Raw genomic sequence first — 22,754 nt, 5'->3', positions numbered from 1 at the left:
AGGAGAATGATATGAGAAAGAATAAGTTAGTTGTTATGCTTGCTATAGTTGTATTGATTTTGGCTTCGCTGGCTTGTAGCGCTGTTACAGGCGGTGGCGGGGATAGTAACAATACGAATACCAGTTCTGATACCAATACAAACACCAGCACCGACAGCAATACCAATGACGACGGTTTTTCGTTCAGCACTGCGAACATCACCAATGTGTATTTAGCCACCGATGAGAACGCCACGACTCAGGTGACATCTTACGCACCTGCCGACCAATATTTCTATTGTTTTTTCGATCTAAACAATGCGCCGGATGATACAGTGGTCAAGGGTGTGTGGACATTGGTCTCTGCGGATGGCTATGATTCCAACTCCGAAATCGATTCTGCCGAAGTGACAGGCAGTGATAACACCTATTTCTTCAGCCTGAACCGCTCTACTGATGCTTGGCCTATTGGCAAATACAAGATCGACCTGTATTTGAACGGCGACTTGGCCGAGACGGTTGAGTTCGAAGTTCAATAATCTCAAGCCTGCAACAAAAAATGCGCCCCATCGGGGCGCATTTTTTGTTGCATAAAGCTTTATTGTTTTCTAAAAACTTCTGTCACTGTATCTGGCACCGCGCGTGGACTCCCTGTCTTCACGTCTACAAAGACCCAATCGGTTTCCCCTTTTACCAAAACCTTACCATCTGCCTTACGGATAAATTCATATTGGCGGAGCGATCGTACGCGGCGAACATTCTCCACCCATGTGCGGACCTCGATTTCTTCGCCTTCAAATGCTGGAAGAAAGTACTCAACCTTGTGCTCACGTACAACCCAGATTGCATCGGGACCCTGAACATCAATACCTCCAATGGATGTGTAATGTTCCACTGCGATATCCTGCATCCATTGAATGTAGACCACGTTATTGACATGTCCGTTCTCATCAATAACATCTTTGGAGATTGTCAAAGTTTTTGAGTAAATAGTGGAGATAGGCATGCGCCTAGTGTACCGTAAAGTGAAAACCGCCCCAAGCTATGGGGCGGTTGATGTTCTACATGGCATCTTCAAGTTGTTCTCTGATACTCGAATAAAGCTCGTCGAGACGGAAAGGCTTGGTGAGATAATCGTTTGCGCCTGCGCCAATGGCAACGATGCGACTGTCTGTATCGTTAAGTGCTGTGACGATGATAATAGGGGTGCCTTTGAACTCAGGTTCCTTGCGGAGCATACGGCATAGTTTGAAACCATCAGGATCTGGCATCATCAAATCCAGAATAAAAAGGCTGGGCCTTTCTTCCTTGGCAATTTGCAGGGCGCGGGCGCTTTCGTTAAGCAGAATGGGTTCATATCCCTCAGCCTTGAGTACTTCCTCGAACAAACCAGTTGCATCCTGATCGTCGTCTACAACCATGATTTTTGTCATAAATATCTTCCCGGTCTCATTAATGAATTCTTCTCACTGAACAGCTTGCGTACATATGAGCACCGGTATTATACGCCGGTTTTTTTCAAGGTTGTCTGCCTGTAACCAATTCATTTTTTTACCAAAGTCTTGACGGCGTCCAGGAGAGCTTCCGTGCCAAACGGTTTTGTGATGTATTGATTCGCGCCGACTTGTAGTGCTTTCTCTTTGCTCTCAGGATCATCCTTGGCGCTGATGATAACGATCGGAGTATTCGAAAACTCAGGGTCCTTATGCAACAGTTCGCAAACCTCAAACCCGGTCAGGCCAGGCATCATCAAATCTAAAGTGATCAAGTCGGGCTTCACAGACTTGGCGATCTCAATTGCTTGCAAACTGTTGTTGACCGTAGTGGGTTCATGTCCCTCCATTTGCAAGAGCAGTTTCATTAATTCTGTGATCGAGACGTCGTCATCCACTACCAGAATTTTAGGCATTACTTCTTCCTCACTCTAATAATAATTAATCTGCTGAATTGTATCCGTTTTTTATAAGTGTGCTGATCTGTTTTGCTTCGATGCCGATCTCACGTAGCATGCCAGTGGGCGAAACATAATATCCGCAGAAATATAATCCTTGCACGGGCGATTCTTTACCTGTAGTTGTAGGCGTGCCTTCTTCATCAAAAGCGGATTCAGCACCCTGCAGAAATTCATCCACACGCGGACGATACCCTGTGGCCAATACAACCGCATCGAACTCCGCTTCTTTTCCATCTTTGAAACTGATACGGCTTCCTGAAAACTTTTCCACCCCCGCATAGACTTTGACATGTCCCTCGCGGATAAGCTTCATCGTGCCCACATCGATAAGCGGGATGCGCTTGTCTTTATTGATCTGGGTTGCCGGTCCATAGGGAAGTTTGCGAAGGCCATATTTTGTAATATCGCCAATGACCATGCGTAGAATGGGAGCGTTCACTGCATCTGCCAGCCAGTGGGGTGTTTTGTTTTGGACGATGCCGATGGAGAGAATGGGAATCCCAGCCAACTCACGCGGAATGATATTAACTGCGCTCCGTACTGCCATGTTGGGCTTTGCGCCATGCTCGTATAAATCAACGGCAATTTCGCCACCCGAATTACCGAAGCCGACCACCAAAACATTCTGATCCTTAAACTCAGAGCCGTTTTTGTATTCTGAACTGTGGATGATCTTGCCGGGAAAAGACTCCATGCCTTGCCACTCAGGTTTCAGCGGTTGACGGGCGTATCCGCATGCCAGAACCAGATTAGGCGATGTGTGAAGCGTGTCTTGAGTCTGTATCAGCCATTGACTGTTCTCACGTCTCGCTGTTTTGACATGCTGGTTGAATCGAATGTCCAACTCAAATTGTTTGGTGTACCCTTCAAGGTATGTGACCACTTGATCGCGTGACGGATAACGTGGGTAATCGGCTGGCATGGGCGCAAACGGAAGCCCGGAATTTTTCTTGTCGGTATGCAGGTGCAGACGGTTGTAATGTTTGCGCCATGTTGCCCCTACCTTATCGCTTTGTTCAAGAATGATATTTGGAACACCAGCATGTTTGAGACATGCGCTCACGGCAAGCCCAGCCGCCCCTGCACCAATAATGATGATGGTATTTGTCATGCATCACTCCTAAGGCTTACGGATAATGGTTGTTGTTTGATCTTGATAAACGATTTTCCACCCAAGGTCGTTTTGGAGCGCTTGTATCAATGACCGGCTGGATGGGAGAATGGCCCACGAGACATCATACTTTTTGAGCGTGTCTTGCCAGCCATCTTGCATGGCGATGACCCCAGCGTATTCGCGGGTGAACGCCTCGCCGTAGAAGTCGGTTGTTCCATCCATGTAGATAGTTTGTTCGGGCCATAATCGATATAGCAAATATCCGCCCCATATAAACTCGTTGAACATCTTGCCGCTTTGTGGGTGTTCTTCCATCCAGGTAACCGCATCCACTGGGAATCTTGAAGGATCGTGAATATTGCCTCTTTGTCCTACATCGAAGCGTACGTTGGAAATAAAACCTACAGTGAGCAGTATCACCGCAAGGATAGGGAAGAAGACGCCTTTCAAATTGACTTCCACATTGGACAACGAGTCGTTCATTTTTTTGAGCCGCTCAAAATTATTCAAGGCGGGTTGTATCACTACGCCCAAATATGGCGCAGTTACAATTGCGTAGAGAGGTATATTGCGTGCCATGTATAAACTCAAGATGGTCCATCCTGAGAGTAGGAATACTTCATGCATACGCAATAGTTTGTTGTTCCACGAAAATATCAGACCTGTTACCAGCATGGCAAGAAAGGGCCAGGTGCTGGTGATATGAAAATTGGGGGCCAAATATTCGCTCGTATTGTTGATGATGAAGCTTTTCCCGATCAAGCCTGCGCTGGTGATCCAAAGGTGTGAGCCAACTGGATTGATAAATGACGCGGCAAATGACAGAAGGCCCACGGATGCCAGAAACATCCCGGTCTCTTTGGTTGACTGTCCGTGCCAGTATTCCCAAATCCAACCCGCGAAATATGCACCGAGAATGAGAAATCCCAGGAAAAATCCTCCATGTGTGTTTGCCCAAATGAGCATGATGAGAGGCAACAACCACAAGTTTCTTTTTTTGTTGTTCACTGCCGCTTCAAGGATGAGAGTCCAGACCGCTATGAAAAGGAATGAAAAAATATGGGGTCTTACGAGCCAGTGTAAAAACGAAGCAAGTGCAGCCCAAGCGACGATGAGTAATGCCACGAGACGAAAGACGCCTCGATCCACTGTTTGTTTGTATACAAGTGTAAATGCAGATGCGATGAGGATGCCTGTTACAAGTACATCACCATTCAAGCCGAGGAGGCGAGTTGCCAGCGCAAAGATGACGCCAGCAATCCATTCATGTGGAACAAGGGGTTGCCCCATCATTGTGTGCGAGAAGATGTCGCGAGTAGGAATGGCCCAATGATCGAGAACGTAGTTGCCGATGGTGATGTGCCTGCCTAGATCACCATCCCCGTTTAGCAGGCGAAAGCCTTGTGTGCATACAAAAAACAGGATCCCAATGAAGAACAGGTCTTGTAAGCGTGGCAGAAAATATGAAACAATCCCAGGCTTCTGTTGCATCTCTTCTCTTTCCGTCAATAAGGTATGTACATTGACCGTTGACTTGGTTGTAGATGGATTATAAAGCAGACGGACAGAGATGGATTTACTGCGTTGGAGTTGCTTGGATCTATTTCAAGGATTGTTTATCTTTCGATCAGCGACATGATCCTGGCTTTGAGATCTTCGATGCGAAATGGTTTAGTGAGGTAGTCGCTTGCGCCAGAGCCGATAGCCACCAATTTACTGTCTAGATCGCTAAGGGCCGTGATGATGATGATTGGCGTGGTTTTGAATTTGGGGTCTTCTCGCAACATTCTACACAACTTGAAGCCATCAGGTTCGGGCATCATTAAATCAAGAATGAACAGATCGGGCATGGTGGCGCGTGCCAAGGCCATAGCCTTCGAACTTTGGGTTTCGGCAATCGCTTCAAAGCCGACTAATGTAAGGTATTCTTTGTATAAAGTTGTAAATTCTTTGTCGTCATCGACGACCATGATCTTCGGCATAACACATCCCAGACAATTTTGAGTTTGCGATGATTTATTTTTATAAAGCGCATCGTTTTTGGAATTATATTTGGAAATTACCCAATGAAAAATTGTTAAAGGGTGACAGTGACTTTTGGGTGCTCACATATATATCCTGTGACCGATGTCTGGACCCACCTGTGGTGTGTGGTGATGGAAGGGCGTTTTTTAGCCTGTCCACTCTTCGCGGAGCAGACTGTAAATATATTCATCCTTGAACACCCCGTCTTTGAAAATATACTGTCGTCTTGTTCCTTCGCGACGAAAACCCAATTTTTCAAACAGTCGGATGGATCTGTCGTTGAACTCATAAATTTCGGCTTCAATGCGATTCAGACCCAACTCGATAAAACAATAGGAAATAACGGCTCGCAGGGTTTCACTTGCATATCCTTTGCCCCAATTACCCGTATTCCAGCCTAGGCCAATGCCCACCGAGCAACGTCTATTGTATTGGTTGATGAGCGCGATCATGCCACATCCGATCATTTCGTCGGTCTCCTTCTTGTGGATGGCATAATCTATAATATCGGCGTCTGGTGGACGGTGGAGGATACGATCCAATAGTCTGCCTGTCTCTTCAAGTGTTTCGGGGTGTTTTTTAGGCGGATCATCGCCATTGAAGTATTCTTCATTGGGGTTGTTGAAGGTTGTATTCAGCCAAACTAGGCTATTGGCTGTGTGGGGTTTCAAAATCAATCGTTCTGTATTAATGTGTAGCATGGACATAAACTCCCTCTGCTTTACTTACCTCTTCGTGCATCAAGCAATGCATTGATCCTTGATTTGAGTTCGTCGATGTGAAAGGGCTTGGTGAGGTAATCGTTTGCCCCTGCGCCCATGGCAACTATTTTACTGTCGAGGTCAGTAAGTGCAGTGACGATGATAATAGGGGAATATTTAAAAAGGGGAGTTGCCCGTATCATTCTACATAGTTGAAAACCATCAGGCTCTGGCATCATCAGGTCAAGAACAAAGAGGTCGGGGTTAACAGCATGAGCCAGCTCTAGCGCTTTTGAACTTCGATTCTCCGCGATTGCATGAAACCCCGCCATCTTGAGATATTCTGTGTATAGATGCGTAAACTCTTCGTCGTCATCGACGACCATAATTGTTGACATGATAACTTCCAGGTTGTTTTGAGTATATTGGCCTTTTGCATTACAGTGCATGGCCCTTAAGGTCGAGTTTTGAATCCGCCCATGGAAATACCAGGCGTCCAAGATCAGCTTTTGTAATGACTGAGCCTTTTGTCGAATCTTTTAGCTTTTATTTTGTACTATTAAGCAAGGAATTGATCCTCGCTTTCAGTTCATCAATGTGGAAGGGCTTGGTGAGATAGTCATTTGCGCCTGCGCCTATGGCGATCTGTTTACTGTCTTCGTCGGTGAGGGCGGTGACGATGATGATAGGTGTGCGCGTGAAATGAGTGTCGGCGCGTAACATTCTGCAGAGTTGAAACCCGTCAATGTCAGGCATCATCAAGTCGATGACAAAGATATCGGGTTGCACGAGATACGCCATTTCAATGGCAACCGTGCTTTGATTTACAACGCTTGCTTCAAACCCTGTTGCATCAAGGGCCGTTTTATATAAATGTGTGAAATCTTCGTCGTCGTCGATGACCATGACCTTTGCCATACTTTATGTCCAATCTGTGATGTGATGATTCCTAATTTTACCCTGTCATCAGGGTGTCCACCGCGTCTGCCAGCTCTCGTAGGTTGCTAACCTTTAACACGTTACTGCATAATGGCGCGTACTTGCGCATGTCGCTGTCGCCGTGCCACATGGTTGGGGGTTCAGGATTCAGCCAAATGGTCCGTACGGCGCGGCGGGACATAGATGAGAAAATGTCGAGGCGTGGATCATTGTAGTTGTTGCGTCCATCGCCAACGATAAGAAGAGTCGTCCCGCTGTTCAATGTATCCATATATTCGTTTTGAAAATCGTTTAGCGACCAGCCGAGGTCGGTATTGTAATGTCCGCTGGGCATGCGCCACAGAACAGACTGGATCGCCTCGTCTGCATTTGAACCGCTGAAATCTTCTGAGATCGACTCGAGATGATCGATGAACGCGAAGGCATGCGTCTTGCGAACCTGCCCTTGCAATGCAAACAGAAAACTCAACATCAACTCTGAACAAAAACGCATCGAGGTGCTCACATCGCAGATCACAACGATCTTCGGCTTGCGCACACGGTCTTTGTGTTTGATCTCCATCGGCACACCGTGATATTTGAGATTACTGCGGATGGTAGCCTTCGGGTCGAGTTGTCCACTTTTGGCGCGCTTCTGCCGCAACGCAATGCGCGTGCGTAACATCGCGGCAAGCCACTTCACTTCATTCTGTAAAACTTTTTTATCGGCATCACTCAAAGCTTCGAACGGACGATTCATCAGGTTGTCGATGTTTTCGCCGCGCGGCTTCTCGCTCATGTTCTCAGCAATACGCTGACCTGCAAACTGCTCGATCTGTTCGCGCATGCCCTGCATGTTCTGCTGGATCATGTTTCGTATTTGTTCGACACGCTCACGGTTCATGCCCATCTGCTTGAGTTGTTCCATCAACTCTTTCATCGCCTTCTGGACTTCTGGAAACGCCATCGCGCGCATCATGCGCTCGGCCATCCATTTTTGATAGCGGATGTCGTCGCTTTGATTTAGCCCCACCATCTGACCCAGCGCCTCCAACTCGGACCGAGATAACTGTTCGCCATTCATCAGCCTTTCCATACGCTGACGTAGTTTCTCCGCGAATTGTTCCATCGCCTCAGCCCACATCTGCGCTTCTTCAGGCGTCATATCGTCAGACGGATTCCCGCCCATCATTGGCGGCTCTCCCGACCCAAAGAAGAGGGGAAACAATTTATCGAATGTTGCGAGGTCTTTCTGGTCTTTGATCAAGGTAGTGCGCAAAGACAAACGGAATTGCTCGCGGTCTTGAATCCCCAGAAAGTCCACAGCTGAGAATGCCTCAGCAGATTCCGCCGAAGACACGCGCACTCCGCCCGCACGTAACGCCGCAATTAACTGTAAGATGCGAGATTCCATAATTTATTCCTTGTAGGGGCGGAGCATTGCTCCGCCCCTACATATAAATCAATTTGTCAATTCCTTCTTCAGATCATCGTACGCATTCAATCCAGTCTTTGGTGCGATCTCTCTCTGCCAAATATCGTCCAATTCTTTTTTGATGTTTTCAGGAACGATGTCTTTTGATTCTCCGACGTTTCCGCTCCTCACCTTGTTCAATTGCCCGTCGAGCGGAAGCCGCATTGGTCCACTGCGTGCCTTGCGGACGAGATGGTCTTCGAATTGATCCTTGTGCGCTTGCATGAATTTGATATCGGATTGTTTCAGAACAATTTGCTTTAGTTCATCATCCAATTCGATGCCGATAAAATCCGCCACTTTCTCAATGGTGCCCGCTAGATCTGTTTTCATATTTTCGAAGAACAGAGGCAATACTCTCTCGTCGTTACGGTGTTTCCACAACGTTGTGACATGCTGATGAACATCTCGTCCGGGAATGTAATGTTCTTTCGCAAAGGTCTCCAAATCAATCGAACCTTTCTCGAAAAAGAAGTCTTCAAAGAAATGGTAGTGAGAAAGCAACGCATCCTTCGGGTCACGTAGGACGACAATATACTTACCGCCCTTTGGCACTTCGTCCAAGGTGCTATGAGTCTTGAAAGCTTTGGGGTCAGATGCTTGAGACGCATGAATATCGATGCCAATATCATGTGCCATATTGATCCACGGCACAACACGGCTGATTTCATCGAAGTCCATCGAGCCGCGCGTGCGCAGTCCGTGGACGATCTGTTGCATCCATGTGGTTCCGCATTTGGGTGGCGTGACGATGAACACGTCAGTTGGGGCGGGCTTATAGTCCAGTCCACGTTGCCAGCCTTCGGATGTGGAAAAATTCTGCATGCGCTCATGCATCTCAGCAATGGAAGTTGGGCGTTTGAAGGTCATCTAGTTTCCAGAAAACCTTCCGTACTCATCAGGCTTTGGTCTTGTAGGTGGCGGCGGGGGATTGATGAATTGCCGTTTCGCTTTCTGTAGATCAGACTCGTGCTTCAACAGGATCGAAACGGTGTCTTCCAGAACACCCTTATCCAGATTGGATGCGTTCAACGCCACAAGTGCATTTGCCCAATCCAATGTCTCGCTAATGGACGGTGACTTACGCATATCGCCCTTGCGGAGTCTCTGCACAAATTCCACGGCTTGTTGCGCCAGTTTGGGATTCAAATCTGGGACTTTCAATCTCACAACGGCAAGTTCTTCCTGCAAGGATGGGTAATCAATGAAGAGGTACAAACAGCGTCGCTTTAATGCTTCAGATAACTCGCGTGTGTTGTTCGATGTCAGCACAACGAACGGTCTGTGCTTTGCGGAAAGCGTCCCTAATTCAGGGATTGAAATTTGAAAGTCGCTCAACACCTCGAGGAGAAAGGCTTCGAACTCCGCGTCGGCGCGGTCAATTTCATCGATCAACAATACAGTTGGCTTTTCAGACAAGATCGCTTTGAGTAGCGGGCGTTGCAATAGGAAACGATCTGAGAAGAAAACATCTTCTTCTTTAGCGAGGCGGTCCGCGGCTTCGGTCAGGGATTCCGTTTTCCCGAGCGTATCGTTCAACTTGTCGCGTAGTAGTTGTGTGTAAAGTAGTTGCTTTGAATATTCCCACTCGTACAGTGCTTTAGATTCATCCAAGCCTTCATAACACTGCAAGCGGATCAACTCACGTCCCGTTGCGCCTGCAATGGCTTTGGCGAGTTCCGTTTTGCCTACACCAGCAGGCCCCTCTGTGAGAAGAGGTTTACCCAGTTTTTGTGCGAGGTATACGATCGTCGAAATTTCATTCGATGCGATGTATTTTTGTTTATTGAGTTCAGATTTTACAGTGTCAGTTGTGTCGAATAGATTTGTCATGGTATGCCTTTGTCCTGTTATTCGTAGTTCATCCTGGATTCGTCTACCAATTCGAAAAGTACTCTTTGTGTTATTGACGTTGACTATCCCCCCGTTCTTTCGATTATGAAAATTATCTCAAAACCTATGCTATCATTCGGCGAAATTAAAATCTGGATGAATTGTATCTCATTTCCATGCGTCTAAAAGCAGACATCACACTCTTTGTCATTTCCATCATTTGGGGTTCTGCATTTGTTGCCCAGCGTATTGCGGGTCAATTAGGCAGTGTATATCTATTCAACGGTGCTCGTTATATTTTAGGGGGGCTGGTCGTGTTGCCTTTTGTTCGATTGAAGGCGCCGATATCGCGTGAACACTATAAGTGGATGTTCATTGCGGGCTTTTTGTTGTTTATTGCCGCCGCACTCCAGCAAGTTGGGGTGCAATACACAACAGCAGGGAATTCAGGCTTTATCACGAGTCTGTATGTGGTCTTAGTCCCTTTTGTTGTGTTCATTGGATGGAAGGAAAAACCTCACTGGTTTTCAGTTGTTGCCGTGGTTTTGGCTGTTGTTGGGGCATTCTTCCTTTCGACAGGAGGCAGGTTCCAGGTCCAGAAAGGGGACGCGCTGGAATTGATCGGTGCATTGTTTTGGGCATTGCATGTCGCTCTGATTGGCAAGTTCGCCTCCCGTTTTGAGCCGATGTCCTTCTCGGTTGGGCAATTGCTGGTTTGTGGAGTCCTGAATTTGACTCTAGGTTTGTTTGTTGAACAGCCGATCTTCACCTGGCCGTTAGCGGGTGCAACAGTGTATACAGCGGTCATGTCGCTGGGACTGTGCTACACGTTGCAAGTGTGGGCACAGCGGCACACGCCACCTGCCGACGCGGCGTTGATACTGAGTCTTGAATCGGTATTCGCGGTGTTGGCGGGTTGGCTATTCCTTCGCGAACAACTTGTGGGGTTACAGTATTTCGGTTGTGTGTTAATTTTCGTTGCAGTGGCATTGTCACAATTCAAGGAGTGGAATCTGGGGGGTAGAATGGCTACAGACCAACCTCGGAGGAACCCATGACCATTAAAGTTATTTTGAATCCATATTCCAATCGCTGGAATGCGCAGAAACGTTGGGGGGAGGCTGATCTTGCATTAAGAGCCGCAGGCATTAAATTTGATTTATCTGTATCTGAACGCCCGGATCATATCGTGGATCTTGCGGCTAATGCCGTCAAAAAAGGCTTTACTACCATTGTGGTTGTCGGTGGGGATGGATCGATCGGTGAAGTGGTTAACGGTGCGGCGCGTGAGTGGAATCAGAAAAGCCCGTTCCCGGTGACTTTGGGACTGATGCCTCTTGGCACTGCTAATGACCTGTTCGATAACCTTGGCATGGACCGTGACCTAGCCAGAGCGGCCAGAGCCATTGCGAATGGTAGAACTCGAGCAATTGATTTGGGGAAATGCAATGACCGTTACTTTGTGAATAACTCAGCTTTTGGGCTGGAGCCATACGTCTCTACCAAACAGGAAAAGATCACATGGATCTCTGGCATACCGCGTTATCTTGTTGCGGCTGTTCAGGGGATCATGGATAACCCGATGTGGAATGCCAAACTGGAATGGGATGGCGGCTCTTATGATGGGCCAGTGACTCTTGTCTCTGTTGGGAATGGGGCACGTACCGGCGGTGTCTTTTATATGACGCCACATGCAGACCTGTTCGATGGAAAGCTTACTTTCATTTATGGCTATCGCAAAACGCGACTTGGTTTGTTTGATGCGCTACCACGTTCAATGAAACAAGGGCGTGGTAATATTGCCGAAATGGAATGGACTCACGAACTTAACTGTACTTGGTTGAAGATCCATCTTGACCGTTCCTCTCCGGCGCATACCGATGGAGAGTTGTTCGATTCCTGGGTCACTGATCTTGAATATAAGATTTACCCGTCAGCTGTAAATATCCTTGTTCCGTAAAAGGGAGTTTTAAATTGTTCTCATGACCGAGTCGCCGACGCTTTCAATACAACCGCTACGACGTAACCTATGGAATGACTTTGAAGAACTTTTTGGACGCAATGGCGCATGTGCTGGATGTTGGTGCATGTATTGGAAGTTGCGTGGCAAGGCTTATGATGAAGCAAGGGGATATACAGCCCGACAACTGCACAAGGCTCAGATCGATGCTGGCGTTGTGACGGGTTTACTCGCCTATCTCGATGGGGAAGTGGTCGGCTGGGTGGCTGTGGAGCCTCGCACGGCTTACGAAAGATTGGCCCATTCACGTGCACTCAAACCTGTGGATAAGCAGGAAGTTTGGTCGGTAACCTGTTTTTACGTTGCAAAGAAATATCGAAGGATGGGAGTTTCTGTCGGGTTGTTGAAGGGTGCGGTCGAGCATGTCAGACGTCAGGGCGGAAAGATCGTAGAAGGGTATCCCGTAGACGCACAAGATGATATGTCAGCGTCATCTGTCTTCACCGGCACAGCATCCGTATTTTTGCAGGCAGGGTTTAAAGAAGTGGCGCGTAACATGCCAGCACGCCCAATCTTTCGTTTTGATATCTAGAGAATGGTGTAAGGGTTACCGAGAAAAACTCTGATATTTTGTGGCTTAGTCCACGACACAAAACACGCCCTCAATTGAATGTCTATTTTTTTACGAAACAAGCGATAAAATAAACGAATGGCATTTCGCGACATTCGCAGATCACGTAAATGGTTGAGCGTAGAGGAGATACGGCTTCTCCTGCTGGCGCTTATTCTTCTTGTGGGGTTGCTTGCACTGAATATATATCTTGCGCGCACTTTGCCGGGCGGGGAACAATTTTTCCTGCGCTGGAGCGGTGCGCGTACGTTTTTGCTTGATAAGTTGCAACGTGAGCCAGGTGAACCTTATAGCGCAACGGTTGCAGAACGCACGCAGAATGTTGCATATGGACGGCAGGCGTTTGGAAGTGAATACCCATACGCATTGAGTGATCCCTTTTATATCACCCTGCTTTATATACCACTGGCCTTATTCTCTGATTTTGCCATTGTGCGTGGCGTATGGATGTTGTTGTCTGAATTGATATTAATCGGGGTGTTGTATTCATTCATCCGTTCTTTGGAATGGGAACCGCCGACTTGGCTGTATATTCTCTTATTGGCCTTTGGAGTATTCGGTTATTACAGCTTGGTCGCTTTTCGCTCAGGGACACCAGCCATTGCGATGCTTTTCTTGATCTTGTCCATTTTGTACGCATTACGTTCATTCTCCGATGAGGTGGCTGGCGCTTTACTATTTCTTATTGCTTATCAATGGGAAGTTAGCGCCTTGTTTTTTTTGTTTGTTATTGTGTTTGTTTTCGCAAATCGAAGGTGGCGTGTGCTGAGCGGGTTTGGAATGGTATTGGCTGTTTTAGGTGCGATTTCTTTTCTCTCATACCCCGGCTGGGGGCTTCCCTATGTTCGCGGCGTTCTATCCAATTGGTATCGAAGTGAATATTTGACGTTTGGCCATGTTATGTCGATCTGGTTTCCTCACGCGAAGTTTTCGATCGGTTCGTGGGTTTCGATCCTTTTAGGAGCCGTTCTTTTTTTAGAAACCCTTGGTTCGTTTGATGCCCACTATCGCCGTGTTGCATGGACGGTATGTCTCTCGCTGGCGGCTGCACCTCTTATGGGAGGCGCAATCTTCCTGCCCAATTACGTGGTTCTGTTGCCTTCTCTGATCTTGATCGTTATGCTTGTTTGGGAGCGTTGGACCCGTCAACGTGTTTGGTATGTTCTGTTGATTATCTTACCCACGTTTGCGATTCCGTTTTGGTTGTATTTCCAGGCAAATACAGATGCCCCAAGAATTTATTTTGATTTGCTCAACATCCTTCCGCCTATTGCAACGATCATCGGTTTATACTGGATGCGTTGGTGGGCTTTCCGTACACCACGCACATGGTTCGACCAAATTGGAGACCGAAAATGAACTGGCGTCATTATCTAATTCTTTTTGTCATTGGCTTGTCTGTCCCATTTGCGATCTCGAGATTCCAACATCTGCCCGGTTACATGGATGCCGACTACTATTTTGCAGGCGGCGTTGAACTGGCAAAGGGAAATGGTTTTACTGAACCTTACCTTTGGAATTATCTCGATGATCCAAAAGGACTTCCTCATCCCTCTCACACATATTGGATGCCACTGGCTTCCATCATCTCTGCCATTGGGATGTGGTTAGCCGGTCAAACTACTTATGCCGCTGGACGCCTCCCGTTTATTCTCCTTTCGGCCTGTGTCCCGTTACTGACAGCGACTCTTGCCTTCGACATTACTCGCAATACGAGGCTTGCGTTTGTTTCTGGCTTGTTATCCATTTTTTCCTTTTTCTATGCTCCGTTCATGCCCGTACCTGACAACTATGCAACCTTCATGTTGCTTGGCGGAACGTTCATGTTGCTCGCTCCTCGCAAGCAAAAATGGATTCCTGTTGTACTTGGCGCGTTGGCAGGCTTACTGACTCTTGCTCGTAGTGATGGTCTACTTTGGTTAGGGCTGGCTGGTCTTAGCGTAATCTGGAAAGCGGCCGATCAAGAAGATGGCACGAAGACGTCTTTCAAAGAATGGCTGACTTTGATCATCCCCGCTGGCTCGCTCGTGATTCTCGGCTATCTCATTGTGATGGGTGGGTGGCATTATCGTAGTTATACATTGTTTAAATCTTTCATGACTCCTGGTGGCGGGCGTCTTCTGTGGCTCCAAAACTATAACCAGACTTTTAGCTATCCTGCGAGTAACATAACCCGCGAGGGTTTTATGCAGGCGGGTTGGAACGCCGCTATCGAAGATCGCCTTCTCGCTTTGGGTGATAATCTGAATACGGCATGGATAGCACAGGGTCTATTTTTCTTATTCCCTTTTCTGCTCATGGGTTTATGGCATCTTCGAAAAGATTTTCGAACCAAGTTAATGGTTACGGGGTGGCTGATACTTTTTGTAGTCATGACAGTGATTTTCCCTCTTGCTGGTGCACGCGGAAGTCTTTTTCATGCTGGGGCGGCATTCCAGATGTATTGGTGGGTTGCCATTCCTATTGGAACAGATATATTCCTGAAGGTGTTGCAGAAACGCGGTTCATTTCGCGACAGATATGCGCCATATATATTTCAGGGCATTACTGTATTTGCCGCAATTGTAGCGACGTTTTACCTTGTCTACTCTCGTGTTATCGCTAAGCCATCAAACGAGGATGGTGTTTATGCATCAGTGGAGAAAATATTTATTGAAAACGGGATCAGCCCTCAGGTAGGTGTGATCGTCCGCAATCCGCCGGGCTATTACATCAGCACGGGACGTCCCGCAATTGCTTTGCCGTATGGTGATGAGTCGGTCATCCAGCAAGTGGCAGAAAAATATGGTGCTGGCTTGCTTGTGCTGGAAAGCGGTGGTACGTTTGACGAGATCCAAAAACTTTACGACCATCCAGACAATACAGATGTATTCACGTATTTGGGAGAGGTGGATGAAGCGAAACTCTTCATTGTCAATACCGAACATTGATCCACGTTTGCTGATCTCGTTCGCGGCCTTGGTCGGCATTGGATTCTTTCTGGCGGTAAGTGCATCCACATATCGTATTGGTTTCCCACTCGATGATGCATGGATACATCTCACGTACGCGCGCAATTTTGCTGAACATGGTCAATGGGCGTTTCGGCTTGGCGAAAAATCGGCTGGCTCCACTTCACCTTTGTGGACGGCTCTACTTTCACTTGGCTTTTTGATTCGTCTCGCGCCTTATGCATGGACATATTTTCTTGGGTGGGTTGCATTGAGTCTGATCGGTATCCGTGCTGAAAGTATTGCGCGACGAGTTTTGAAAACGTATCAGGCAAAAATTCCCTGGGTTGGGCTTTTCATCGTTTTGGCTTGGCATATGGCGTGGTCGGCAACTTCAGGTATGGAAACGCTTTTACATGGATTGATCATTCTTGTTGTCCTTGGCATGCTGATGGAGAACTCGCGTCAATACCTGACCTTAGGCCTGCTCACCGGTTTAAGCGTCTGGGTTCGCCCCGACGGTTTGACTCTGCTAGGTCCCATTTTGTTTGTGGCGTTCCTGCAAGAGAAGACCTTTTGGACGCGAGTAATGCTTTATTGAAAGTGATTATTGGTTTTGGTGTGTTGTTTGTTTTGTACTTGCTTTTTAACCTTGCATTATCGGGCACCCCTATGCCGAACACCTTTTACGCGAAACAGGCAGAGTACCAGGAATATTGGCTCGCTAAAACCTTTTCTGAACGTTTCAAAGATTATATTCTTCCGATGATCGCAAGCCCTTTCATTGCACTTGTGCCGGGCTTTTTCCTCTGGATGTATAAGAGCATCCGTGAACGGAATTGGGGTGCAATAGCTGGCTTGCTTTGGTTCTTTGGGTATATTGGAATCTACTTCACACGTTTACCTGCGTATCAACATGGCCGTTATATTCTTCCATCGTTCCCAGTTCTTTACTTGTGGGGGCTACTGGGAGTAATTGGATATGTTACGTCTTCAAAAGTAAATCTGCGTATTTCTTTTCTGTGGCAAGCATTAACGATTATTTTGGTTTTTACCTTTCAATGGGTGGGTGCCAGTCAAAATGCCCAAGATGTCATCCTGATCGAAACTCAAATGGTCCAAACTGCGCAATGGATGAACGAGAATTTACCGTCCAATGCAGTAGTGGCTGTACATGATATTGGTGCGATTGGGTACTTTACGCAAAATCCACTTATTGATCTTGCTGGGTTGGTCACACCGGATGTTGTCCCTTTTATTCGTGATGAGCCTCGATTGGCCGAATATCTGAATTCAACGGGCGCAGAATACCTCGTCACATTCCCGAGTTGGTATCCGCACTTGATCGTTGGAAGAGATGCTGTATTTCAGGCCGGGGTAGTGGATTTTTCATTTGATGACAATATGAGTGTGTATCGATGGAGGTGATGGCTATAACGAAACTGATATGCGCGTTTGAATTGTTTAATTGCCCGTCCGGGACGACTGTGCTATACTCCAACCAAGACCAAATTATTTTCAGGGATTAGGCTACAGATGAAAGAGATAACACTGCTTATTGCGGATGACCATCCGTTGTTTCGCCAGGGTGTGGTAGATGCATTATCTCTTGAGAAGGACTTCCAGGTTCTTGCTCAAGCTTCAAATGGTGAAGATGCGATCAATCAAATCCGCACTCTTAAACCAATGGTGGCTATTCTTGATGTGAATATGCCGGTCATGAACGGCCAGCAGGTAACACATCAAGTTATGTCCAATAATCTATCAACCCGTGTGGTTTTATTAACCGGCTACGATGATATCGAGCAGGCTATTCATGCAGTGTTGGCGGGGGCGGCTGGCTATTGCGCAAAAGAGATACAGCCTGAAGTGCTGGCGCGAACCGTCCGTGCTGTTGCAGATGGTAAGTATGCTGTTGCGGGAAATATTTTCAATCGTCGTGAACTGGACAGTTGGATCGATGAACAGATGGAAGGAGCACGTAGGTCCTATAGTGAGCCGGGAGCACCTTTCCATCCTCTTTCTGATCGTGAAATGGAAGTTTTGTCTTGTGTTGTGCGCGGTATGAGTAACAAAGAAATTGCTACTCTTTTGGGAATCAGTCATCAGACTGTAAAAAATCATGTTACTTCCATATTAAGGAAGTTTAGTGTTGAAGACCGTACGCAGGCAGTTGTATATGCTTTGAAGCGTGGTTGGGTCAAGTTACAAGATACGGCAATAAAATCTCAGGAGTAATTCATGGCATTGGAAAATTTATCCGGTGGCGAGATCAATGTGCAGACCGAGCTTGATGAGACGACGAGGGCCCTGCGCGAAGTCACTTTGATGATTGAGCAGAGTCAAGGCGAGCTTACGAAATTGACCCAACGAAATACTAATATTACAAGTCACTTGCAACAAGTTCAAGGCCAAATTGACTCAATGCCGCCTCAGGAGTTGCGTAGTGCGTATGATTCAGCCCTGGATGCCCAGCAACGTCTCTTTGTGATGAGAGGCCAATTGGAGAAATTGCAAACCGAGAAAAAACATCTCGAACGTATTCGCTCCATGTTGGAAAGGATGGGCTCTTCTACGTCAACAGGTGGGCCTCAAACAAGTGGTGGTTCTAATACAAAAAGCACTATGGCGAGTGTTGAGATGCTTGTTAATGCACAAGAAACCGAGCGCCAACGCTTGTCACGGCAGATGCATGATGGGCCAGCACAGGCTCTTTCCAATTTCATTCTTCAAACCGAAATTGCCATGCGCTTGTTTGATATAGATGCGGCACAGGCAAAAGACGAGTTAAATAACCTCAAATCGTCTGCGATGGGGACATTCCAAAAGGTCCGTAACTTCATCTTTGAGTTGCGTCCCATGATGTTGGATGATCTTGGCCTTGTGCCAACCGTCCGCCGGTATGCTGATGCATTTAAAGAACAAACTTCCATGGATGTGAATGTAACAGTAACGGGCAATGAGAAGCGATTAGAACCTTATTTGGAAGTCATGTTGTTCCGTGCACTCCAGGAATTGCTGGGAAATACTGCTCGTCATGGTCAGGCTACTCAAGTGAAGGTTATGCTTGATATGGGTGAAGAACGTGTTCGGGTTAGTGTAGATGATAACGGCCGGGGTTTTGATCCTGATGTTGTTCAACAGGGTACCAGCCTTGGGTTAAAGCTGATTCGTGAGCGAGCTGAGATGCTTGGCGGGAGCTTTGAAATTGATAGCTCTGTTGGTAGAGGTGCACGTATTTCCTTCTCTGTTCCTGCCCGCTCTTAAGTCCTATATTTGGTTTTTTATTCGTTTTTAGTGGCTCTGTCGATTGACAGAGCCCTACTTTTTTACCAAATTGTTATTAAAGTTTTAGTTTTATACTGTATAATAATTTCAACTGATACATCTGCTTAAGCTTTGCAGAGATTTTGAGAGGAGAATTTTCCTATGCGTCGCGGAAGAATACTGATTTTGTTAGTTTTGATTGTGATTGTTGTTTTAGTATTGGGGTTTTTCTTTTACAGTCAATTATTGGGAGGGGGGGCTCCAGGAATTGCTGCGCCTACTCAGGCGGTCACAAAAAAAGTTTATTACGCTGCGCAAAACATTCCTCAAGGTACAGAGATCAAACAGGAAATGTTGGGAACCTTCTCCCTGCCCCCAGAAAATGTGGCTGAAGTTATGTTCGAGGAGGGTGAGGAGACCAACTTAGTCGGTCAAACCGCTCGCTTTACCTTGGATCAAGGCACTTTGATTACTTCATCGATGGTTGGGTCTGGGCCAGGAGATTTACCCGGCCCAACATGGGCTATTCAAGTACCTCCCAGCATGGTTGCTGTTTCGGTGCCGACAAATCGCCTCGCAACTGTAGCATATGGTATTAACGATGGCGCGCATGTTAATGTGAATGTCTGTATGACATTTGTAGATGTTGATCCTGCTTATCAGTCTATACTACCCAATTACTTATCTCAAGTGCAGGATATATTTTTTCCGCAAGATGCCCAACCGACTATTACGCTTGTCCCTTCAACTAGCGAACTGCCATCAAGGCAGGGACGCACCGAGCTTGATCCGACTTTTCAAAAACCTATTTATGTAGTCCCGTCTGAAACACAAAGACCCAGGTTAGTGTGTCAGATTGTTTTACAGGATGTCGTTGTCTTGAATCTTGGAAATTTCCCTCTCCAAGCGCAGCCTGTAGCTCCTGCTCCGACACAGGATCCAAATGCTGCTGCAGCCCCTGCAACAACTCCAACGGAGTCGACGCCAGATGTTATTACACTGATGGTCTCTCCTCAAGATTCGATTGCCCTGAATTATTTCCAATATAGTGGTGCTGTGTTTGCGATGACACTTCGTAACCCGAATGATAATTCGAGGATTGATGCTCAATCCGCTACACTTACAAGTGTATTGACGCAATATAATATCTCACTGCCTTCAAAACTTCCGTATGCTTTGAGCAGTCGGTTAGATGTTCTAGCTCCGCCTACACTGGCTAATGATGTTCCAAAACCTCAACAATAATTTGTCTTCGTAAGGATAAATCTATGCCAGGCGAAAAAATTCGGGTTCTTATTGTAGATGATGTTTCTGAGACTCGTGAAAACGTAAAAAAGTTATTGCAATTTGAGTCGGACGTTGAGGTGGCTGGTGTTGCCCGTACTGGGAAAGAAGCCATTCAGCTTTCTCAGGAATTAAACCCTGATGTTATTTTGATGGATATCAACATGCCAGATATGGATGGTATAGCTGCTACAGAAGCCATCCGCGCAAAGCAACAGGCAGTTCAGGTTGTAATATTATCTGTTCAAAGCGACCAAAACTATATGCGTCGGGCCATGCTTGCTGGCGCGCGAGATTTCTTAACCAAACCCCCGATGGGGGACGAGTTGATTTCTGCCATTCGGCGTGCCGGTGAAATGGCACAAATGGAGAAAGCAAAAGCCGCTAGGGTACAACAACAAGCTGCACCTGTTTCTGGCATCGCTGGAACTGTGACTGGATTTGGTGGACCTCGTGGCAAAATAGTAGTTGTATACAGTCCCAAGGGTGGTACAGGATGTACTACTCTTGCCGTTAACTTGGCACTGGCTTTAAATAATGCTGATACGCGTGTAGCACTTGTTGATGGAAATCTCCAGTTTGGAGACGTCGCTGTATTTGTCAACGAACAAGGCAAGAATACCGTGGTTGATCTTGCTCCTCGTGCGGACGAGCTTGACGCCGAAATTGTAGAAGAAGTCATGGTCAAGCATGCTGCGACTGGCTTGCATATTCTTGCAGCACCCAATCGTCCTGAATATGCTGAAAAAGTGTCAAGTGGACAGTTCGCCAAGATGCTTGAATATCTGACGCGGTTATATGCTTATGTGATTGTTGACACATCGCCTACATTGACGGATGTTACATTGGCGACAATCGACGTGAGCGATATTATCGTTCTCGTTACAACACAAGATATCCCCGCCATTAAGAACAGTCGCCTCTTTTTGGACCTTTTACAGAATCTTGGTATTCAGCGTGATCGCATCATGTTTATTATGAATCGCTTCGATAAGAAGGTCAATATCACCCCTGAGCGTGTTGCGGATAATCTGAAGCAGGAAGTTACGTTGGTTATACCTGTTGATGAACCTACTGCTGTGAAGGCTGTAAATCGCGGGGTGCCATTTGTTTTGGATAGTAAAGCTCAACCAATTGCACGCGGAGTTTTTGCGCTAGCCGAGAATGTTCGAACCAAGGTTTCTTCCATGGAGTCTGGTTCATAGAGTATTGTTGTTTTGTTTAATACTGTGATACTTTCCAAGGAGATGACGAAATATGTCTCTATTAAAAAGAATTGAACAGGGACAGGGTGGTTCCTCTTCTAGTGGTAGTGGTGGTCAACCTCCTAGTCAAGACGGGGGGGAGGGTTCACGCCTTTCTTCGTTACAGTCGCGTAGAGTAAATGCGCCTATCACATCTCCACAGGCTGGCTCATACTTTGACTTGAAGACCCGTGTTCAAAACAAACTTCTTTCTGAGCTTGATCCATCTATGGATATTACAAGGACAGAAGAGGTCCGGCGTACAATTCAGGATCTTTTTGAACAAATCTTGGCTGAAGAAAACATTGTACTCTCTAGACCAGAGCGGGCTCGTTTGTTCGAACAGATAGCTGCTGAAATTCTTGGTTTTGGCCCTTTACAGCCTTTGCTAGAAGATGACACGATCACAGAAATTATGGTGAACGGTCCCAAGAATGTTTATATTGAGCGAAAAGGTAAGTTGCACCGTGTTCCGGTAACATTTGAAAACAATGACCATGTGATGCGTGTAATTGACCGCATTGTTGCACCGCTCGGTCGCCGTATTGACGAGTCGAGCCCATACGTAGATGCTCGTTTACCAGATGGCTCCCGTGTAAATGCGGTGATTCCTCCCATTTCCTTGGTTGGCCCAACACTTACAATCCGTAAGTTCTCCAAGAATCCAATTACTGTTGATCAATTAATCCAATTTGGTTCAGTAACGGCCGAAGCGGTCCAGTTTTTAAAGGCATGTGTAGAAACCCGCTTAAATGTTTTGATTTCGGGTGGTACTGGTTCTGGTAAGACAACCCTGCTGAATATTATGTCGGGTTTTATTCCAGATGATGAAAGAATTATTACAATCGAAAATGCGGCTGAGTTGCAACTTCGTCAGGAGCATGTTGTGACTTTGGAGTCTCGTCCACCCAACATTGAAGGACGTGGTGAGATCACCATTCGCGATCTGGTAATTAACTCTCTTCGTATGCGCCCAGAGAGAATCATTGTTGGAGAGTGCCGTGGTGGCGAAACCTTGGACATGCTTCAAGCCATGAACACGGGCCACGATGGATCTATGACAACAGCCCATGCAAATACTCCTCGCGATGCGCTTTCTCGTGTTGAGACAATGTGTTTGATGGCTGGCATGGAGTTGCCTGTGCGTGCTATTCGTGAGCAGGCAGCAAGTGCTATCGATGTTATTTGCCAACAGGAACGTATGCGTGATGGTACGCGTAAAGTGACTTACATTACAGAAGTGAGTGGCATGGAAGGCGATGTCATAACAATGACAGACATCTTCACTTTTGAACAAACAGGTGTAGAAGCGGGAAAGGTTGTTGGGCGATTACGACCAACAGGTCTGCGTCCCAAGTTTATGGACAAGATCGAGGCGGCAGGTATTAATTTGCCTCCATCTATTTTTGGCATTGGCGAACGTAGACGTTACTAAATATT

Annotated in this window: 25 protein-coding genes; 13 read left to right on the top strand and 12 right to left on the bottom strand. The window is 46.7% G+C overall.

All coding sequences use genetic code 11. From position 1 onward, the window contains the following. The first annotated feature begins 11 nt into the window (after positions 1-11). A complete protein-coding gene (locus tag IPP66_18035) occupies positions 12-518 on the top strand; it encodes a hypothetical protein (protein ID MBK9927172.1) in 507 nt (168 codons plus the stop codon). 59 nt (positions 519-577) lie between these two features. On the opposite strand, the gene IPP66_18030 is transcribed toward IPP66_18035, so the two are convergent. The 12 genes from IPP66_18030 to IPP66_17975 all read right to left on the bottom strand — a co-directional run bounded on the left by IPP66_18030 (position 578) and on the right by IPP66_17975 (position 9,998). After that, positions 578-985 (bottom strand): acyl-CoA thioesterase, encoded by a 408-nt coding sequence (locus IPP66_18030; protein ID MBK9927171.1) that lies wholly within the window; start codon positions 983-985, stop codon positions 578-580. A 55-nt stretch (positions 986-1,040) separates the two neighbouring features. Continuing rightward, positions 1,041-1,412, bottom strand: coding sequence for a response regulator (locus tag IPP66_18025; protein MBK9927170.1), 372 nt, complete (start codon positions 1,410-1,412; stop codon positions 1,041-1,043). A gap of 110 nt (positions 1,413-1,522) precedes the next feature. Beyond that, positions 1,523-1,888, bottom strand: coding sequence for a response regulator (locus IPP66_18020; protein ID MBK9927169.1), 366 nt, complete (start codon positions 1,886-1,888; stop codon positions 1,523-1,525). 25 nt (positions 1,889-1,913) lie between these two features. Further along, a complete protein-coding gene (locus IPP66_18015; GenBank protein MBK9927168.1) occupies positions 1,914-3,044 on the bottom strand; it encodes an NAD(P)/FAD-dependent oxidoreductase in 1,131 nt (376 codons plus the stop codon). Positions 3,045-3,053: 9 nt separating this feature from the next. Then, the gene (locus IPP66_18010) at positions 3,054-4,538 is read right to left on the bottom strand and encodes a hypothetical protein (protein ID MBK9927167.1); all 1,485 of its coding nucleotides are present in this window, start codon (positions 4,536-4,538) and stop codon (positions 3,054-3,056) included. 125 nt (positions 4,539-4,663) lie between these two features. Continuing rightward, on the bottom strand, positions 4,664-5,029 hold the full coding sequence (locus IPP66_18005; protein MBK9927166.1) for a response regulator transcription factor: 366 nt from the start codon (positions 5,027-5,029) through the stop codon (positions 4,664-4,666). A gap of 189 nt (positions 5,030-5,218) precedes the next feature. Continuing rightward, on the bottom strand, positions 5,219-5,773 hold the full coding sequence (locus tag IPP66_18000; protein ID MBK9927165.1) for a GNAT family N-acetyltransferase: 555 nt from the start codon (positions 5,771-5,773) through the stop codon (positions 5,219-5,221). Positions 5,774-5,793: 20 nt separating this feature from the next. Then, positions 5,794-6,171 carry a response regulator transcription factor gene (locus IPP66_17995; GenBank protein MBK9927164.1) on the bottom strand — a complete coding sequence of 126 codons (378 nt, stop codon included), beginning with the start codon at positions 6,169-6,171 and terminating at the stop codon, positions 5,794-5,796. Positions 6,172-6,319: 148 nt separating this feature from the next. Then, positions 6,320-6,691, bottom strand: coding sequence for a response regulator transcription factor (locus IPP66_17990; GenBank protein ID MBK9927163.1), 372 nt, complete (start codon positions 6,689-6,691; stop codon positions 6,320-6,322). A 37-nt stretch (positions 6,692-6,728) separates the two neighbouring features. After that, the gene (locus IPP66_17985) at positions 6,729-8,093 is read right to left on the bottom strand and encodes a VWA domain-containing protein (protein ID MBK9927162.1); all 1,365 of its coding nucleotides are present in this window, start codon (positions 8,091-8,093) and stop codon (positions 6,729-6,731) included. Between the two features lie 60 nt (positions 8,094-8,153). After that, the gene (locus IPP66_17980) at positions 8,154-9,035 is read right to left on the bottom strand and encodes a sulfotransferase domain-containing protein (GenBank protein ID MBK9927161.1); all 882 of its coding nucleotides are present in this window, start codon (positions 9,033-9,035) and stop codon (positions 8,154-8,156) included. After that, a complete protein-coding gene (locus tag IPP66_17975) occupies positions 9,036-9,998 on the bottom strand; it encodes a MoxR family ATPase (protein MBK9927160.1) in 963 nt (320 codons plus the stop codon). A 176-nt stretch (positions 9,999-10,174) separates the two neighbouring features. Here IPP66_17975 and IPP66_17970 point away from each other — a divergent pair, with 176 nt between their 5' ends. The 12 genes from IPP66_17970 to IPP66_17915 all read left to right on the top strand — a co-directional run bounded on the left by IPP66_17970 (position 10,175) and on the right by IPP66_17915 (position 22,749). Then, positions 10,175-11,056 (top strand): DMT family transporter, encoded by an 882-nt coding sequence (locus IPP66_17970; GenBank protein ID MBK9927159.1) that lies wholly within the window; start codon positions 10,175-10,177, stop codon positions 11,054-11,056. Further along, positions 11,053-11,958, top strand: a complete 906-nt coding sequence (locus IPP66_17965; GenBank protein ID MBK9927158.1) for a hypothetical protein — start codon at positions 11,053-11,055, stop codon at positions 11,956-11,958. The genes IPP66_17970 and IPP66_17965 overlap by 4 nt, the downstream gene beginning before the upstream one ends. A 22-nt stretch (positions 11,959-11,980) precedes the next feature. Continuing rightward, entirely contained in the window at positions 11,981-12,550 is a 570-nt protein-coding gene (locus tag IPP66_17960; GenBank protein MBK9927157.1) for a GNAT family N-acetyltransferase, read from the top strand. 117 nt (positions 12,551-12,667) lie between these two features. Continuing rightward, positions 12,668-13,948, top strand: a complete 1,281-nt coding sequence (locus tag IPP66_17955) for a hypothetical protein (GenBank protein MBK9927156.1) — start codon at positions 12,668-12,670, stop codon at positions 13,946-13,948. After that, positions 13,945-15,519, top strand: a complete 1,575-nt coding sequence (locus tag IPP66_17950) for a hypothetical protein (GenBank protein ID MBK9927155.1) — start codon at positions 13,945-13,947, stop codon at positions 15,517-15,519. The genes IPP66_17955 and IPP66_17950 overlap by 4 nt, the downstream gene beginning before the upstream one ends. Further along, entirely contained in the window at positions 15,482-16,120 is a 639-nt protein-coding gene (locus IPP66_17945) for a hypothetical protein (protein MBK9927154.1), read from the top strand. The genes IPP66_17950 and IPP66_17945 overlap by 38 nt, the downstream gene beginning before the upstream one ends. After that, on the top strand, positions 16,096-16,947 hold the full coding sequence (locus IPP66_17940) for a hypothetical protein (GenBank protein MBK9927153.1): 852 nt from the start codon (positions 16,096-16,098) through the stop codon (positions 16,945-16,947). The genes IPP66_17945 and IPP66_17940 overlap by 25 nt, the downstream gene beginning before the upstream one ends. A gap of 108 nt (positions 16,948-17,055) precedes the next feature. Further along, on the top strand, positions 17,056-17,757 hold the full coding sequence (locus IPP66_17935; GenBank protein ID MBK9927152.1) for a response regulator transcription factor: 702 nt from the start codon (positions 17,056-17,058) through the stop codon (positions 17,755-17,757). A 3-nt stretch (positions 17,758-17,760) separates the two neighbouring features. Then, positions 17,761-18,786 (top strand): hypothetical protein, encoded by a 1,026-nt coding sequence (locus IPP66_17930; GenBank protein ID MBK9927151.1) that lies wholly within the window; start codon positions 17,761-17,763, stop codon positions 18,784-18,786. A gap of 162 nt (positions 18,787-18,948) precedes the next feature. Continuing rightward, entirely contained in the window at positions 18,949-20,031 is a 1,083-nt protein-coding gene (locus IPP66_17925; protein ID MBK9927150.1) for a hypothetical protein, read from the top strand. A gap of 23 nt (positions 20,032-20,054) precedes the next feature. Then, the gene (locus tag IPP66_17920) at positions 20,055-21,275 is read left to right on the top strand and encodes a response regulator (protein MBK9927149.1); all 1,221 of its coding nucleotides are present in this window, start codon (positions 20,055-20,057) and stop codon (positions 21,273-21,275) included. A 52-nt stretch (positions 21,276-21,327) separates the two neighbouring features. Continuing rightward, positions 21,328-22,749: a CpaF family protein gene (locus IPP66_17915; protein ID MBK9927148.1), complete on the top strand. Its 1,422-nt coding sequence runs from the start codon at positions 21,328-21,330 to the stop codon at positions 22,747-22,749. Positions 22,750-22,754 lie beyond the last annotated feature (5 nt).

It is taken from the genome of Candidatus Defluviilinea proxima (assembly GCA_016721115.1).
GTDB classification, from domain to species: Bacteria; Chloroflexota; Anaerolineae; order Anaerolineales; family Villigracilaceae; genus Defluviilinea; species Defluviilinea proxima.
Note: the sequence above shows the minus strand (reverse complement) of the source record. Positions and strands in the feature narration are given on the sequence as shown.

Excerpts from the sequence above, each read along its gene's own strand:
- IPP66_17955 (MBK9927156.1), top strand. The coding sequence starts at position 12,668 with ATGGCATTTCGCGACATTCGCAGATCACGTAAATGGTTGAGCGTAGAG.
- IPP66_17920 (MBK9927149.1), top strand. The coding sequence starts at position 20,055 with ATGCCAGGCGAAAAAATTCGGGTTCTTATTGTAGATGATGTTTCTGAG.
- IPP66_17970 (MBK9927159.1), top strand. The coding sequence starts at position 10,175 with ATGCGTCTAAAAGCAGACATCACACTCTTTGTCATTTCCATCATTTGG.
- IPP66_18000 (MBK9927165.1), bottom strand. The coding sequence starts at position 5,773 with ATGCTACACATTAATACAGAACGATTGATTTTGAAACCCCACACAGCC.
- IPP66_18030 (MBK9927171.1), bottom strand. The coding sequence starts at position 985 with ATGCCTATCTCCACTATTTACTCAAAAACTTTGACAATCTCCAAAGAT.
- IPP66_17935 (MBK9927152.1), top strand. The coding sequence starts at position 17,056 with ATGAAAGAGATAACACTGCTTATTGCGGATGACCATCCGTTGTTTCGC.
- IPP66_17975 (MBK9927160.1), bottom strand. The coding sequence starts at position 9,998 with ATGACAAATCTATTCGACACAACTGACACTGTAAAATCTGAACTCAAT.
- IPP66_18005 (MBK9927166.1), bottom strand. The coding sequence starts at position 5,029 with ATGCCGAAGATCATGGTCGTCGATGACGACAAAGAATTTACAACTTTA.
- IPP66_17965 (MBK9927158.1), top strand. The coding sequence starts at position 11,053 with ATGACCATTAAAGTTATTTTGAATCCATATTCCAATCGCTGGAATGCG.
- IPP66_18035 (MBK9927172.1), top strand. The coding sequence starts at position 12 with ATGAGAAAGAATAAGTTAGTTGTTATGCTTGCTATAGTTGTATTGATT.
- IPP66_17960 (MBK9927157.1), top strand. The coding sequence starts at position 11,981 with ATGACCGAGTCGCCGACGCTTTCAATACAACCGCTACGACGTAACCTA.
- IPP66_18025 (MBK9927170.1), bottom strand. The coding sequence starts at position 1,412 with ATGACAAAAATCATGGTTGTAGACGACGATCAGGATGCAACTGGTTTG.
- IPP66_18015 (MBK9927168.1), bottom strand. The coding sequence starts at position 3,044 with ATGACAAATACCATCATCATTATTGGTGCAGGGGCGGCTGGGCTTGCC.
- IPP66_17915 (MBK9927148.1), top strand. The coding sequence starts at position 21,328 with ATGTCTCTATTAAAAAGAATTGAACAGGGACAGGGTGGTTCCTCTTCT.
- IPP66_17995 (MBK9927164.1), bottom strand. The coding sequence starts at position 6,171 with ATGTCAACAATTATGGTCGTCGATGACGACGAAGAGTTTACGCATCTA.
- IPP66_17980 (MBK9927161.1), bottom strand. The coding sequence starts at position 9,035 with ATGACCTTCAAACGCCCAACTTCCATTGCTGAGATGCATGAGCGCATG.
- IPP66_18020 (MBK9927169.1), bottom strand. The coding sequence starts at position 1,888 with ATGCCTAAAATTCTGGTAGTGGATGACGACGTCTCGATCACAGAATTA.
- IPP66_17990 (MBK9927163.1), bottom strand. The coding sequence starts at position 6,691 with ATGGCAAAGGTCATGGTCATCGACGACGACGAAGATTTCACACATTTA.
- IPP66_17950 (MBK9927155.1), top strand. The coding sequence starts at position 13,945 with ATGAACTGGCGTCATTATCTAATTCTTTTTGTCATTGGCTTGTCTGTC.
- IPP66_17925 (MBK9927150.1), top strand. The coding sequence starts at position 18,949 with ATGCGTCGCGGAAGAATACTGATTTTGTTAGTTTTGATTGTGATTGTT.
- IPP66_17930 (MBK9927151.1), top strand. The coding sequence starts at position 17,761 with ATGGCATTGGAAAATTTATCCGGTGGCGAGATCAATGTGCAGACCGAG.
- IPP66_18010 (MBK9927167.1), bottom strand. The coding sequence starts at position 4,538 with ATGCAACAGAAGCCTGGGATTGTTTCATATTTTCTGCCACGCTTACAA.
- IPP66_17945 (MBK9927154.1), top strand. The coding sequence starts at position 15,482 with ATGAAGCGAAACTCTTCATTGTCAATACCGAACATTGATCCACGTTTG.